The 14774-nt window shown below is 67.3% G+C and carries 13 protein-coding genes and 1 tRNA gene; 4 read left to right on the plus strand and 10 right to left on the minus strand.

Translation table 11 applies throughout. The features are described 5' to 3' along the window. Window positions 1-63: 63 nt before the first annotated feature. Complete coding sequence (locus ACLBWH_RS00160; RefSeq protein WP_322849339.1) at window positions 64-1032, minus strand: outer membrane protein assembly factor BamD; 969 nt, start codon at window positions 1030-1032, stop codon at window positions 64-66. Between the two features lie 91 nt (window positions 1033-1123). Here ACLBWH_RS00160 and ACLBWH_RS00165 point away from each other — a divergent pair, with 91 nt between their 5' ends. Then, the gene (locus ACLBWH_RS00165) at window positions 1124-1948 is read left to right on the plus strand and encodes a phosphoheptose isomerase (RefSeq protein ID WP_447795886.1); all 825 of its coding nucleotides are present in this window, start codon (window positions 1124-1126) and stop codon (window positions 1946-1948) included. A 50-nt stretch (window positions 1949-1998) separates the two neighbouring features. Then, complete coding sequence (locus ACLBWH_RS00170) at window positions 1999-3207, plus strand: glycosyltransferase (RefSeq protein WP_447795888.1); 1209 nt, start codon at window positions 1999-2001, stop codon at window positions 3205-3207. Here the strand turns inward: ACLBWH_RS00170 and ACLBWH_RS00175 are convergent. Genes ACLBWH_RS00175 through yajC form a run of 4 tightly spaced genes read right to left on the minus strand, consistent with a single transcriptional unit; the run spans window position 3189 to window position 6498 of the window. Further along, window positions 3189-3557: an MTH938/NDUFAF3 family protein gene (locus tag ACLBWH_RS00175; RefSeq protein ID WP_447795889.1), complete on the minus strand. Its 369-nt coding sequence runs from the start codon at window positions 3555-3557 to the stop codon at window positions 3189-3191. The two genes, ACLBWH_RS00170 and ACLBWH_RS00175, sit on opposite strands and share 19 nt — an antisense overlap. A gap of 10 nt (window positions 3558-3567) precedes the next feature. Then, complete coding sequence (gene secF / locus ACLBWH_RS00180) at window positions 3568-4542, minus strand: protein translocase subunit SecF (protein ID WP_447795891.1); 975 nt, start codon at window positions 4540-4542, stop codon at window positions 3568-3570. A 16-nt stretch (window positions 4543-4558) separates the two neighbouring features. Continuing rightward, a complete protein-coding gene (gene secD, locus ACLBWH_RS00185) occupies window positions 4559-6160 on the minus strand; it encodes a protein translocase subunit SecD (RefSeq protein WP_447795893.1) in 1602 nt (533 codons plus the stop codon). Further along, window positions 6160-6498 (minus strand): preprotein translocase subunit YajC, encoded by a 339-nt coding sequence (yajC, locus tag ACLBWH_RS00190; RefSeq protein WP_447795895.1) that lies wholly within the window; start codon window positions 6496-6498, stop codon window positions 6160-6162. Before yajC ends, secD begins: the two co-directional genes overlap by 1 nt. Before the next feature lie 205 nt (window positions 6499-6703). Between yajC and ACLBWH_RS00195 the strand changes: the two genes are divergently transcribed. Beyond that, window positions 6704-6780 (plus strand) — tRNA-Pro (locus tag ACLBWH_RS00195). Between the two features lie 101 nt (window positions 6781-6881). Here the strand turns inward: ACLBWH_RS00195 and ACLBWH_RS00200 are convergent. From ACLBWH_RS00200 to ACLBWH_RS00215, 4 genes are all read right to left on the minus strand, one after another. Then, the gene (locus ACLBWH_RS00200; RefSeq protein ID WP_322849332.1) at window positions 6882-7538 is read right to left on the minus strand and encodes a GntR family transcriptional regulator; all 657 of its coding nucleotides are present in this window, start codon (window positions 7536-7538) and stop codon (window positions 6882-6884) included. A gap of 86 nt (window positions 7539-7624) precedes the next feature. After that, window positions 7625-9076: an efflux transporter outer membrane subunit gene (locus ACLBWH_RS00205; protein ID WP_447795897.1), complete on the minus strand. Its 1452-nt coding sequence runs from the start codon at window positions 9074-9076 to the stop codon at window positions 7625-7627. 4 nt (window positions 9077-9080) lie between these two features. Beyond that, on the minus strand, window positions 9081-10655 hold the full coding sequence (locus tag ACLBWH_RS00210) for an MDR family MFS transporter (protein WP_447795899.1): 1575 nt from the start codon (window positions 10653-10655) through the stop codon (window positions 9081-9083). Then, a complete protein-coding gene (locus ACLBWH_RS00215; protein ID WP_447795901.1) occupies window positions 10652-11830 on the minus strand; it encodes an HlyD family secretion protein in 1179 nt (392 codons plus the stop codon). Before ACLBWH_RS00215 ends, ACLBWH_RS00210 begins: the two co-directional genes overlap by 4 nt. 85 nt (window positions 11831-11915) lie before the next feature. Between ACLBWH_RS00215 and ACLBWH_RS00220 the strand changes: the two genes are divergently transcribed. After that, a complete protein-coding gene (locus tag ACLBWH_RS00220) occupies window positions 11916-12359 on the plus strand; it encodes a MarR family winged helix-turn-helix transcriptional regulator (protein WP_322849328.1) in 444 nt (147 codons plus the stop codon). A 454-nt stretch (window positions 12360-12813) separates the two neighbouring features. Here the strand turns inward: ACLBWH_RS00220 and acs are convergent, their stop codons facing one another. Further along, window positions 12814-14751 carry an acetate--CoA ligase gene (gene acs, locus ACLBWH_RS00225; RefSeq protein WP_447795903.1) on the minus strand — a complete coding sequence of 646 codons (1938 nt, stop codon included), beginning with the start codon at window positions 14749-14751 and terminating at the stop codon, window positions 12814-12816. Between the last annotated feature and the right edge of the window lie 23 nt (window positions 14752-14774).

The following is a 14774-nucleotide window of genomic DNA, read 5'->3' on the forward strand; positions in this document are numbered from 1 at the left end:
GGGATGTTGATCCCTAAACGTTCCGGTCCGCCACGAAAGTGGCGGCCGTCACGCCGCGAACGGTCAGCTCGTCGGCGTCTCGGTGCTCGGGACCGGCCCGCCGGTGGTGCCGCCGGTGGTCCCGACCGGAGTCGGCGCACCCGGCGCCTCGGCCTTCGGCGTCGCGGTACCCGATTCGCCGGGCAGCGTCTGCGCCTTCGCGCCGGGCGTGCCGGCCGGGATGATCGGCTGACCCGCCGGGATCGGCGCGACCGGCTTGAACGGATGCTTCTGCATCAGTTCGTAAGCATGGTTGTACCAATCGCTGCCGGGATAATTGGCGCCGAGGACGGCGGTCGCCTTCTGCGCCTCGTCGGGCAGACCGACGGCGAGATAGCTCTCGGTCAGCCGCATCAGCGCCTCCGGGGTATGCGTCGTCGTCTGGAACTTGTCGATCACGGTGCGGAAGCGCAGCGTCGCGGCGAGCCATTGACCGCGCGTTTCGTAGAAGCGGCCGACCTCCATCTCCTTGCCGGCAAGGTGATCGTTGACGAGGTCGATCTTCAGCCGGGCGTCGGAAGCATAGCGCGTGTTGGGATAGCGGCGGGTCAGTTCGCCGAGTGCGTCGAGCGCCTGGCGGGTGATCTTCTGGTCACGCGTCACGTCGCGGATCTGCTCGTAATAGCTCAGGGCGACGAGGTAATAGGCATAAGGCGCGTCGCGGTTGCCGGGATGGACCGACAGGAAGCGCTGCGCCGACTGGATGCTCTGGGTGTAATCCTTGTTCAGATAATAACTGAACGCGCTCATCAACTGCGCGCGGCGCGCCCAGATCGAATAGGGATGCTGGCGCTCGACCTCGTCGAACAGCACCGCCGCCTCTTTGTAGCGGCCCTGATCGAGGCGCTTGCGCGCCGTCGAATAGAGCGTGCCGACGTCGCGCGCGACATAGGGCAGGTCGGACTTCGCACGATTGCGGGCGCATCCCGCGACGGGAAGCGCGAGGACGGCGATCAGCGCTGCGGCAAGCGCCTTGGACTGGGGGATACGCATCGGCTAAGGCTCTTAGCGTAAGCCCGGCCGTGCGAACAATCCCCCCTGTCGCACGTTGGCGCCGAGTTGATACGATCACGAAAGGACCCGCATGCCTGCTACCCTGCTCCACACCCATCGCGTCGAAAAGCCATGGGGCCGGCATGATCTGGGCTTCGGGTTCGAGGATGCGCCCGCCGACCGTGATCCGATCGGCGAAATCTGGTTCCAGGAACCCGGCGATACGTCGCCCGACCTGCTGATCAAATATCTGTTCACGGGCGAGAAACTGTCGGTGCAGGTCCATCCCGACGACGAGCAGGCGCATGCCCGCGGCCTGCCGCGCGGCAAGGACGAATGCTGGACGATCCTGGCCGCACGGCCCGATTCGACGATCGCGCTCGGCCCCAAGGCACCGATCTCCGCCGACGCGCTGCGCGCCGACGCGCAGGACGGTTCGATCGAGGACGATCTCGATTGGGTGCCGGTCAAGGCGGGCGATTTCTATTATGCGCCATCGGGCACGATCCACGCGATCGGCGGTGGGCTGACGCTGATCGAGGTGCAGCAGAACAGCGAGACCACCTATCGCCTCTACGATTACGGCAGCGACCGCGAATTGCACCTCGATGACGGCGTCGCGGTGGCGCACCTGACCCCCTATCGGCCGATCACCTCGCCCGGTGCGGCCGGCGAGGGGCGTACGATCCTGGTCGAGGGGCCGAAATTCGTCCTCGAACGCTGGTCCGCCGGCCGGCATGACGTTGCCCTGGCCGAGGGACAGACGGGCTGGCTGGTGCCGATCAGCGGATCGGGCGAGGTCGCCGGCACGGCCTTCAAGGCGGGCGAATGCCTCACCGTCAGCGGTAGCGAGACGATCACCACCAGCGCCGACTCCGATCTGCTGTTCGCCTATCCGGGCACCCGGCGAATCTGACCGGATGGGTCGGGAGAAAGCTTTAACTTCGAGTGGTTAGTACGCGGATCATGCTCCGCGTACTGACGCTCTCGACCCTGTTCCCGGACGCCACCCGACCGAACTTCGGGATATTCGTCGAACGGCAGACGCGTGGCCTCGCGACCGCCGAGGATGTCGAGGTTCGCGTCGTCGCGCCGATCGGGCTGCCGCCCGGACCGCTGGCGCTGATCCAGCACGCCGACAAGCTGACGCTGCCGTTGTATGAGATATGGCACGGGCTGCACGTCCATCGGCCGCGGTTCACCTCGATCCCCGGCGTCGGCGGGCGCTGGCACGCGCACCATCTGGTGAGGGCACTGATCCCCTTGCTGGACGACATCCGCAGCGATTTCGCCTTCGACGTGATCGACGCCTCGTTCTTCTTCCCGGATGGCCCCGCCGCGGTGGCGCTGGGCGAACGCTACGGCGTGCCCGTCTCGATCAAGGCACGCGGCGCCGATATCCATCATTGGGGCACCAGCGGCTCGACCGCGGCGCAGGTCATCGCCGCCTCGCACGGCGCCGACGGCCTGCTCGCGGTCAGTGCCGCGATGCGGACCGACATGGCGACGCTCGGCATGCCGGCGGAGCGTATCCGCGTGCATCACACCGGGGTCGATCTGGCGCGCTTCCGGCCGGTTGCGGACCGCCCGGCGGCGCGGGCGGCATTGGGGCTGGCGGGGCCGCTCGTGCTGTCGCTCGGCGCGCTGATCCCGCGCAAGGGGCATGATCTGGTGCTCCGCGCGGTAGCGGCATTGCCAGGCGTCTCGTTGGCAATCGCGGGCGAGGGGCCGGAGCGCGCGCGGCTGGTCGCACTGGCCGACGAATTGGGTTTTGCGGATCGTCTGCACATGCTCGACAACGTGCCGCACGGCGATCTGCCGGCGATCTGCGCCGCGGCGGACGTGATGGCGCTCGCGTCGGCGTCGGAGGGGCTGGCCAATGCGTGGCTGGAGGCGCTCGCCTGCGGGACGCCGATCGTCATCTCCGATGCCGGTGGTGCGCGCGAGGTCGTCGCCTCGCGCACCGCCGGGCGCATCGTGAACCGCGATCCGGCTTCTTTCGCGGCGGCGATCGCCGATCTGCTCGCAACCCCGCCGGACCCCGAGGCGGTGCGCACCACCGCCCTGGCCTTCACCTGGGAGGCGAATACCGCCGCATTGGTCGATCATCTCCGCGGGCTGGTTCGCCACGGCCGGCGCCGGACGATCCGGACGCGTCAGGCGTCGAGGGGGTAGAGCGCCGCCCCGATCACGCGACCCTCGCCGCGCAGCACGCCCCAGGCGCGCGCGGCGGCCCGGCTGTCCATCGCCTCGACGCCGATCCCGCGATCCTCCAGCGCCCTGACCAGCGCGACGGGCGGCCGGACCAAGGTCGCACCGGTGCCGATCAGGATGAACTCCGGTTCGGCATCGATCAGCAGCTGCAACGCATGCTCGCCGAGCACCGAAAGCGCCGGCGGGGTCCACTCCACCGCCGTCTCATGCGTCATCAGCAGAGCGCGTATCACATGCTCATCGTCAACCCGAAACCCACTACCCACGAAGCCGCGAACGATCGGGCCGCCGGTCTGGGCGTCTGCCTGCATCCGCATCGACTCAGCGCTCGCGCGGGGCGACGCGCTCCGCATTGTCGGCGACGCCGCGGGTCGGCTTGTCGCTGGGGGTCGGCTCGGCACGCAGGCCGAGCGTGATGAGCAGCGACGACGACACGTAGATCGACGAATAGGTACCGACGACGATGCCGAGGATCATCGCGGCGGTGAAGCCGCGCAGCACGTGGCCGCCGAGCAGCAGCATCGCGATGAGCGCGAGCAGGATCGTCACCGAGGTCATCACCGTCCGCGGTAGCGTTTCGTTGACCGACAGGTTGATGATCTCGCGCATGTCCATCTTGCGATAGCGGCGCATGTTTTCGCGGATGCGATCGTCGATGACGATCTTGTCGTTGATCGAATAGCCGATGATGGTCAGCACCGCGGCGATGATGTTGAGGTCGAATTCGAACCGCGACAAGGCGAAGAAGCCGACCGTCATCAGCAGATCGTGGACGATCGCGACGATGGTCGAGACGCCGAACTGCCATTCGAAGCGGAGGATCGCGAACAGGCCGATACCGAGCACCGCGAGCACGACGGCGAGCACGCCATTGCGGATCAACTCGCCCGACACCTTGCCGGACACGGTCGAATAGCGGCTGAACGTCGCCCCGGGGAAGGCGCGTGCCAGCGCGCCTTCCACCTTCTTCACGACGGCGTTGGTCGCGCCTTCGTCCGCACCGCTCTGCACGGGGAGGCGGATCACCAGCGTCTGCGGTCCGCCCTGCTGCTGCAATGCGGCTTCACCGACGCCCAGGCCGTCGATCACCGAGCGCACCTTGTTCTGATCGGGCGGGGTGGCGAACTTTTCCTCGATCATCAGACCGCCGACGAAGTCGACGCCAAAGTTGAGGCCCTTGTAGACGGTCAGCCCGACCGCGATCACGCTCAGCAACAGCGTCAGCCCAAAGGCCAGGCCGCGCAGGCGGACGAAGTCGATGTTGGTGTTGTCGGGTACGATTTTCAGGAGGCGCATGTCTTGGCCTTTCGCCTCAGATGTTGATCGTCTTGGGCTTCTCGCGCCGAATCCACTGCGCGACGAGCATGCGCGTGAAGGTGACGGCGGTGAAGACCGAGGTGCAGATGCCGATCAGCAGCACGACCGCGAAGCCCTTGACCGGGCCGGAGCCCAGCACGAACATGATGACGCCCGAGATGGCATGCGTCATATTGGCCTCGAAGATCGTCCGGCTGGCTTCCTTGTAGCCGAGCTCGACCGCCTGGACGACCGAGCGACCACGCCGCCGCTCTTCGCGGATGCGCTCGTTGATCAGCACGTTGGCGTCGACCGCGGTACCGATCGTCAGCACGAACCCGGCGATGCCGGGCAGCGTCAACGTGCCCTTGAGCAGCGCGAGTACGCCGAGGATGACGAACACGTTGATGACGACGGCGATGTTCGCATAGAGGCCGAACCGCCCATAGGTCAGGAACATAAAGGCGACGACGAGCGCGACGGCGACCGAGCAGGCGAGGATGCCGGAACGCACCGAGTCCGCGCCGAGATCGGGACCGACGGTCGATTCCTCGATGACCTTGAGATTGATTGCCAGCTTGCCCGAGCGCAGCGCGATCGCGAGCTGGTTGGCGCTGTCGACCGTGAACCCGCCGTTGATGACCGCCGAGCCGCCGAGGATCGCGGTTTCGATATTCGGCGCGGTGATGACCTGATTGTCGACGATGATGGCGAACGGCTTGCCAACGTTCGCCTGCGTCACGCGGGCGAACCGGTTGCCGCCCGCCGCGTTGAACGTGATCTGGACGTTGGGCTGATTGGTCTGCTGGTCGAACGCCTGGCGTGCGTCGGCGAGCTGATCGCCCGAGATCATCACCGATCGTTTGACGGCGATGAAGGGCACGCCCGACGGGTTCTTCGGATAGGGCAGGATCTGGCTGCCGATCGGCGCGATGCCCTTGACGAGATCCGCGGGGTTGGTGACCGTCTGGTCGACCAGCTTGAATTCGAGCTTGGCAGTCTTGCCGAGCAGGTCCTTGAGCGCCTGCGGATTTTGCAGGCCCGGAACCTGAACGAGGATGCGATTGTCGCCCTGGCGGACGATGGTCGGTTCGCGCGTGCCCAATGCGTCGATGCGCTTGCGGACCACATCGGTGGCGTCTTCCATCGCCGTCTTGATCGCCTGCTGCAGGCCGGCCTGCGTCGGCGACAGCACGAAGCGGCTCGAATCGACGACCTGGATGTCCCATTCGCGCTGGCCGGTCATGCCGGCGCCGCCGCCGGTGATGCCGAGCAGCCGTTCGCGCGCGGCATCGACCTGGCTGGGGTCGCGCAGCATGAAGCTGATCTGGTTGTTGCGGGTCGAGACGTCGCCGATGTCGATCCGCGGCGTGCCGTTGCGCATCGTGCCCTGGATCTGCTCGCGCATCGCCTCGATCCGCGTGTTCGCGAGATCCTGCGTATCTGCCTCGAGCATCAGATAGCTGCCGCCGGCGAGATCGAGCCCCTTGTTGATACGGGACTGGAACGGCCAATCCTTGGTGACGGATTCGGGCAGGAACGTCGGGATCGACAGCGCGCAGAGCAGTGCGAGGACTGCCCAGATCGACACTATTTTCCAGCGCGGAAAGTCGAGCATCAGTCGTTCGCCGGCTTCGTATTGAGGCCGGTCACCTCGGCGAGCGTCGCCTTGACCACGCGGATGCGGGTGTTGGGCGCGATCTCGACCTCGACGAACGCATCCTCGACCTTGGTGACCTTGCCCATCACGCCGCCGGCGGTGACGACGCTGTCGCCCTTCTTCACCGCGGCGACCGCCTGCTGCAACGCCTTCATGCGCGTCTGCTGCGGGCGGATCATCAGGAAGTAGAAGACGATGAAGATGAGGAGCAGCGGCGCGAAGCTGATGAGCGAGGCGTACCCGCCGGATTCAGCGGCGCTGCCGGCGGTCTGGGCATAAGCTGGAGAGATCAACATCGTATCCGTGCATGGCTGATCGGCGGGGGAAATCCTCCGCACAAGATAATCCGCGCGCTAGCATCGGTTAGGGCAGCGCGCAATGTTGCGACGCTGCAACGGCTCTTCCCGGCGCAGCATCGATAAAGGGCGCTTGCATCCCCCGGCGGACCCGCCTACAGGCCCCGCTCCGGGATCGATGGCCATGTGCCGACGGTCCCTCGGTCGGGGCGTAGCGCAGCCTGGTAGCGCATCACACTGGGGGTGTGGGGGTCGCAGGTTCGAATCCTGTCGCCCCGACCATTTCATTCGCTCGAGACGAGCGAGCCGGATCGATCCCGCCGGGATCTCCAGCCAAAGACATCGTCGATTGTGGAAAGTGCGCGTGCCGTCGTGGGGCGCGCCTATCGTTTGCGCAGATGGTCCAGCTCTGCCTGCAGATCGGCACGGGTCAGCTCGAGATGCTGGATCATGAGCTGCTCGACGGCATCGCCGTCGCCGTCGAGCCAGGCGGCGAGCAGGTCGCGATGCTCGCGATCCGCGCGCGCGAACCGGCCGGCCGGTTCGAGATGCGCGATGACATAGCGTTCGGCGAGCATCGCCAGCCGCTCGATCAATTGCGTTGTCAGCATCCGGTCGCCAGGCCGGACGAGCGCGACGTGGAAGCGGCGGTGGCGCACCGCGATCTCGGTCGGCGCAGCGCCGCGCGCCTCTTCGAGAGCCGCCAGCGAGGTCGCCGCGTGGCTGCGATCGTCGCCGTCGGCTTCGGCCGCGCCGATCGCTGCGGCGCGCGGTTCGATCGCCAGGCGCAGCGCGTAGATCTCGTCGGCCTGCTCGGCGGAGAGCGCGCGCACCGAATAGCCGCGGTTCGCCTGGCTGTGGATCAGCCCTTCATGTTCGAGCCGGACGAGCGCCTCGCGCAGCGGGATCTTGCTGACCCCGAGTTCCGCGGCGAGCGCATCCTGCCGGATCGGCGCTTCGGCGCGGATCGATCCATCGACGATCCGTTCGCGGACGATTTCAAAAACCTGATCGGACAGGGTCCGTACGACGATGCTCATCGGCTTGTTTCCCAGCGCGACGATCCCGGCGCGTATACGGTGCTCTTCCAGAATCCGGCCGTAAGATCAATATATTGCAAAGCGGATCAAGCCTCCGGCGACTCCGCGCCCCAGCCCAGCCCGAGTGCTTTCTGCAAGGCGATGAAGTCGCCGGTCAGGCCTGCGGTACCCGCCGACAGATTCTGTTCGGCGGCCATCCGCTGCCGCTCGGCATCGAGCGTGTCGATCAACGTCGCGGTGCCGGCGCGGAAGCGTTGCTGCATCAGATCGGCGGCACGATCGGCGCTCGCTTTGCTGCGCAACAGGCTGGCGACCGTCTCGCGGCGATGGCCGAAGCGGGAGAGGGCATCCTCCGCATCCTTCAGCGCGCCGAGCACGGTGCCGCGATATTGTGCCGCGGCCTCGTCGCGCTGCCCCTCGGCCTGATTGATCCGCGCGCGGTTGCGACCGAAGTCGAGGAAATTCCATTGCAGCATCGGCGCGGCGAGGCCGACCAGCTTGTCGGGGCTGATGTCGGAGAGCCTGGTCCCGCCGAGGCCGATCAGCCCGAGGATGTTGAGCCGCGGAAAACGCGCGGCATCGGCGACGCCGATCTGCGCGGTACGCTGCGCCAATCGGCGCTCGGCGGCGCGGATGTCGGGGCGGCGCTGGAGCAAGGCGGCGGGATCGCCGACCGCGACCGCGGCGGGCGGCAACGGCACTTCCGCGACGGGGGTCAGTCGCGCATCGAGCGCCCCGGGCTCCTGTCCGGTCAATACCGCCAGCGCGTTGAGATAGCTTTCGAGATCGGCCTGAAGCGGTACGATCTGGCCGTTGGTCGCCTCAACCTGACCGCGCAGCCGCTCGACGTCGAGATCGGAGGCCGCACCCTGACCGAAACGCTGCTGGGTGAGCGTGAGCATCTGCTGCTGCATGCGCGCCGCCTCGCGCGACAAAGCAATGCGGCGCTGGACGTCGCGCAGATTGACATAGGCCTGGGCGACGTCGGCGGTGAGGCTGACCTGCGCATCGGCGACGTTCGCCTCCGCCGCCTCGGCCTGCGCGCGGGCGGCCTCGACCGAGCGGCGGCGGCCGCCGAACAGATCGACCTCCCAGCTCGCGTCGAACCCGACGTTGTAGACGTCGACCGCGCTGGCGCCATTGTCGCTGTTGCTGGACGCGCTACCGAAGTCGAAGCCGGGGATGCGCGCATGCAGATACGCCGACGAGGCATTCGCGCTCGGCGCCTGATTGGCGCGCTCCAGCCGGAGCGAGGCGCGCGCCTGCCGCAGGCGCGCCGTCGCGACCGCGATATTGGGATTGGCGGCGAGGGCCTGCGTTTCGAGCTGGGTAAGCAGCGGATCGTTCAACTGCGTCCACCACGCCGCGACACCCGGCGCGGCCGGCGAGGCGAGGGGACCGCCGCGTTTGAAACCCGCCGGTGCGGCGGTATCAGCAAGCGTCTTGGGCGGGCCGGCATAGTTTGGGCCGACCGTACATGCGCCGAGCGCCAGGGCAGGGAGCAGCAGCAGGAAAGGGGAACGGAGAATTCGCATCATCGCCTCAATGCATCGCCACGGGGCCGCCCTGCGGCAGCGGACGGAGGAACAGGACGAGCGGCACGACGCAGCAGATGCCGACCGACAGGAGCCAGAACAGGTCGTTATAGGTCATCACCAGCGCCTCGCGCTGGATGGTGCCGCCGAGCGACTGGATCGCGGTGGCGGCACCGCCGAGCGACCGGCCGGTGGCGGCGAGATAATCCTGCAACGCGACCGAATTGGCGTTGAGCACCTCGTCGATCCGCCGGCTGTGCAGATAGCTGCGCTGGTCCTGCAGCGTGGCGATGCCGGCGAGCGCGAACGAGCCGCCGATGTTGCGCGCCGCGCTGAACAGGCCCGCCGCATCGCCGGCTTCCTCCGGCCGCACCGACGCGATCGCCGCCTGGTTGAGGAAGACGAAGCCGAGGATCGTGCCGACGCCGCGCAGCAACTGCGAGTCGGTGAAGGCGTTGCCGACCGATTCGGCGGTCAGCGTCGTGTCGAGATGGCAGCTCAGCGCCATCAGCAGCAGGCCGGAGGCGACCGCGATACGGATATCGAGATGGCGGATCATCAACGGCACCAGCGGCATCATCAACAGGCTGGGGATACCGCTGAGCAGCACCACCTTGCCCGATTGCAGCGCGTTATAGTCGGCGATCGCCGCGAGGAACTGCGGGATCACATAGCTGCTGCCGTACAGCACCATGCCGAGCACCAGACCCATGATCGCGACGCTGCCGAATTGGCGGTCGATCAGCAGGCGCAGTTTGACCACCGGCTTTTCGGCGATGAACTGACCCGCGAACAGCATCACCAATCCGAAGACGGTCAGCGCGGTCAACTTGATGATGAGCGCGGACTGGAACCATTGCTCGCGCTGCCCTTCCTCGAGCACGACGGTCAGCCCGCCGAGGCCGAGCGCCAGCCCGGCGATGCCGAGCCAGTCGGCCTTCAGCAATTCGCGAAGATGCGGCTTCTGGTGGGGCAAGCCGACGAGCAGCAGCACCAGCAGCACCGCGCCGACGGGCACGTTGAGGAAGAAGGCGTAATGCCAGCTGACATTCTCGGTCAGATAACCGCCGATCAACGGGCCCAGCACCGGCCCGAGGATCGCAGTGACGCCGAACAAGGCGGTGCCGATCGGCTGTTGCGAGCGCGGGAGGCGCGTCGCGATTATCGTCATCGCGGTCGGGATCAGCGCGCCGCCGGTGATGCCCTGGCCGGCGCGACCGATGATCATCATCGTCAGCGTCGTCGACAGGCCGCAGACCACCGAGAAGGCGGTGAACAGCATCGAGGCGATCAGCAGGAAGGTGCGCAGGCCGAGCACGCGCTCCAGCCAGGCGGACAGCGGAATGATGATGATCTCGGCGACGAGATAGGAGGTGGCGATCCACGTGCCTTCGGTACCGCTCGCACCGATCTCGCCCTGGATCACCGGCAGCGCCGAATTGACGATCGAGATGTCGAGCGTCGCCATCAGCGCGCCGAGGCTGCCCGCCGCCACCGCCAGCCAGGCGGCGAGATCGGCGCGCTCGGGCGTGCCGGTCCGCGCCTGACCGGCCGGGGCCGTGCGGGCGGCAGCCGCGCTCATCGCGCCTGCCGCTCGTTATGCTGGTCCTGCTCGTCGCGGATGCGCTGCACGCTGCCCTTGGCGGAGCGGGTGTCGACCGTCACGTCCACCGACATGCCGGGCACGAGCAGCTTGCGCGTCTCCGGTCCGGCGTCGAGCGCGATGCGGACCGGCACGCGCTGGACGATCTTGGTGAAGTTGCCGGTGGCATTCTGCGGGGGCAGCAGCGAGAATTGCGCGCCGGTGCCCGGAGAAACGCTCTCGACGCGGCCGTGGATCTCCACGCCGGGGAGTGCGTCGACATCCAGCGTGACCGGCTGGCCGACCCGCATCAGGCCGAGCTGCGTTTCCTTGAAGTTCGCCTCGACGTAGATCTGCTGCACAGGAACGATCGACATCAGCCGGGTGCCGGCCTGCGCGAACTGGCCGATGCGCACCGTCTTGTCGCCGACCCGGCCATCGATGCTGGCGCGCAGGATCGTCGCGCCGACGTTGACCTTGGCCGCGGCGAGCTGCGCCCGGCTGGCCTCGCGTTGCGCGTTGGCTTGTTGGACCTGGGCATGCAATGTGCCGACGCGGCGGGTCGCGCTGGTCAGCGTTGCCTGTGCCGAGGCGACCTGCGCATCGGCCTGACGCGCCTGGTTCTGGAGCTGCGACAGTTTCTCGCGCGTCTCGGCACCCGAGGCGGCGAGCGGCTGGTAGCGGACGACCTCGGCATGCGCGAAGGCGGCATCGCTGCGCGCCGCGGCGAGATCCGAGCGCGCCTTGTCGATAGCGGCCTGCTGTTCGCGGATCTGCGCGCGCACGCCGTCGGCATTGGCGCGGGCGACGTCGATCTGCGCCTCCACCTGCGCCGCCTGCGCGTTGTAATCGCGCGCGTCGATCTGGACGAGCGGGGTGCCGGCCTTCACCTGCTGGTTGTCGGCGACGAAGACCTTGTCGACATAGCCCGATACCTTGGGCGAGATCGTCACCGCATCCGCCTGGATATAGGCGTCGTCGGTCCCTTGCATGAACTTGCCGACGCTCTGGTAGCGCACGTACCACAACACGCCGCCGATCACCGCAGCGGCGATGACGATCAGCAGGATGATGCGCACCCGCGGGTTCTTGAGCGGCGAAGGCTTGGCCGGCGCCCGATCCGAGTCGCCCTGCGATTCGGCGCTATCATCCCGATTTTGCTCGTTTTCAGCCATCAGCTTCATCTTCTTGCTTCAATTTGACGCGGTGATGCTCGCACTTGCAGCATTGTGCAAGACCATTTAATGAGGGTCCTCACATATGTCCGATTGCGAACCCCTTGCCGCCGATCTGTTCCGGCTCTTCCTGCGTATGCAGCGGTTGATGAACCAGCGGATGGCGGAGCAGGGCGCGTCGCTGGCGCGGACCAAGCTGCTGCTGTTCCTCAACAAGCGCGGGCCGGCGCGGGCGGCTGATATCGCCGACTTCTTCGATTACGCACCGCGGACGGTGACCGAGGCGATCGACGGGCTCGAGCGCGACGGGTTGGTGCTGCGTACCCCCGACGAGCGCGACCGGCGCGTCAAGCAGGTGTCGATCACCGACGAGGGGCGGCGCGTGATCGGCGAGACGGAGCCGCTGCGTCAGGAGCTGATCCGCGGCGTCTTCGGCGCGCTCGACGCGGCGGAGCGCGAGGTGCTTGCGGGGATGTTCGGCAAGATGTCCACGGCGCTCGATGCGGAAGAGGCCCGTTCGCGCCGCTGACGCCTATTGCATCCGGATCGGCCTGTGTTAGCCTCTCGCTGTCGCCGGAAGAGCGATGATGAGGAGAGGTGCTATGGACCGGTATCAGCCGACCTTGTGCCAATGCGGTTTCAGCATCCTGTGCTGCGCGAGCGGTGCGGCGCTGTCGATCTGCGCGGTGACGTTCGCCCTGCTGGGCTGAGCCGCCCGGCGGCCGTGCTGCGCGTCAGCAGCAGCGGCCGCCGTAGCGTGCGCTGCCGCCTTTCCCTTGCGGGCAGGGCTATCGCTCAGGGACGTGAGTGTGATCCCCTCGTGTTCCAAACCCACGCCGTCACCCCGGCCTTGCGCCGGGGTCCCGCTTCTTCGGACGGTGCGAAGAAGCGGGATGCCGGATCAAGTCCGGCATGACGGAATATGAATGCCGTCGCACTGCCCCAAATGGTCCTATGCGACGGTCCTGCCCTTGCAGGCGGGATCAGGCTATGCGGTTCGCGACCAGGTCGTCGACCACCGCGGGGTCGGCCAGCGTCGAGGTGTCGCCCAGCGCGGTCACGTCGCCCTCGGCGATCTTGCGCAGGATGCGGCGCATGATCTTGCCCGAGCGGGTCTTGGGCAGGGCGGGGGCGAACTGGAGCTTGTCGGGGCTGGCGATCGGCCCGATCTCCTGCCGCACCCAGGCGACCAGCGCGCTGCGCAGCCCCTCGTCGCCGTCGCGCCCCGCATTGAGCGTGACATAGGCATAGATGCCCTGGCCCTTCACCTCGTGCGGCATGCCGACCACCGCCGCCTCGGCGACCGCCTCGTGCAGCACCAACGCGCTTTCGACCTCGGCGGTGCCCATGCGGTGGCCCGACACGTTGATGACGTCGTCGACCCGGCCGGTGATCCAATAATAGCCATCCGCGTCGCGGCGGCAGCCGTCGCCGGTGAAATATTTGCCCTCGTAGGTGGTGAAATAGGTCTGGAAGAAGCGCTCGTCATCGCCCCAGACGCCGCGCATCTGGCCGGGCCAGCTCTGCGTGATGCAGAGGTTGCCCTGCGCCGGGCCGGTCAGCACAACGCCCTTGTCGTCGACGAGCTGCGGCACGACGCCGGGCAGCGGCTTCGACGCCGACCCGGGCTTCATCGGTATGGCGCCCGGCAGGGGCGCGATCATGATGCCGCCGGTCTCGGTCTGCCACCAGGCGTCGACGATCGGTGCGCGACCCTCGCCGACGACGTCGTGATACCAGCGCCACGCCTCCGGGTTGATCGGCTCGCCGACCGAGCCGAGCAGCTTGAGCGACGACCTATCGGTCTTGCGGACGAAGTCGTCGCCCTCCTTCATCAGCGCGCGTAGCGCAGTCGGTGCGGTGAACAGCGTGTGGACCTTGTGGCGGTCGACCACCTGCCAGATGCGGCTGGCGTCGGGCCAGGTCGGCAGCCCCTCGTACATCAGCGTCGTGCCGCCGTTGGAAAGCGGGCCGTAGAGCAGATAGGTATGGCCTGTGACCCAGCCGATATCGGCGGCGCACCAGAAGACCTGCCCGTGCCTGTAGTCGAAGGCGATCTTGAAGGTGAAATCCGCCCAAAGCAGATAGCCGGCCGAGGTGTGCATCACGCCCTTCGGCTTGCCGGTCGAGCCGCTGGTGTAGAGGATGAACAACGGGTCCTCCGCCGCCATCGTCTCCGCCGGGCAGTGGGTGCCGACCGTGGCGGCGGCGTCGTGATACCAGACGTCGCGCGGCCCCATCGCCACGTCGGCGCCGGTCGCCTTGACGACGATGACCGTCTCGAGCGTCGGCGCGCGGGCGGCGGCCTCGTCGACGCAGGCCTTGAGCTTGATCCTCTTGCCGCCGCGACGGCCCTCGTCGGCGGTGATGACGATCTTGGAGCCGCAATCCTCGATCCGGCCGGCGAGCGCGTCGGCGGAGAAGCCGCCGAACACCACCGAATGGATCGCGCCGATCCGCGCGCAGGCGAGTGCGGCATAGGCCGCCTCGGGGATCATCGGCATGTAGAGCGTGACGCGGTCGCCCTTGGCGACGCCATGCGCCTTCAGCACGTTGGCGAAGCGGCCGACCTCATCGTGAAGCTGGCGATAGGTGATGCGGCGTGGTTCTTCGCCGGGCTCGTCGGGTTCCCAGATGATCGCGACGGTATCGCCATGTTTGGCGAGATGGCGGTCGATGCAATTCGCGGCGACGTTGAGTTCGCCATCGGCAAACCATTTGATGTGGAAGTCTGCCTTTGCGAACGACCAGTCGCCGGCGATCGTCGGTGTGGTGATCCAGTCGAGCCGCTTGGTCGCCTGATCGAGCCAGAAGCTGCCGGGGCTGCTCGCCGCGGCCTCGTAGAGGTCTTTGTATTTCCTGGGATCGAGGCTGGCGTTGGTCCAGTCGCCGGTGATCGGGTAGATTTCAGGATCGGTCACGCAACGCATCCCCGCCATGATGA

Source organism: Sphingomonas sp. M6A6_1c (genome assembly GCF_053345135.1).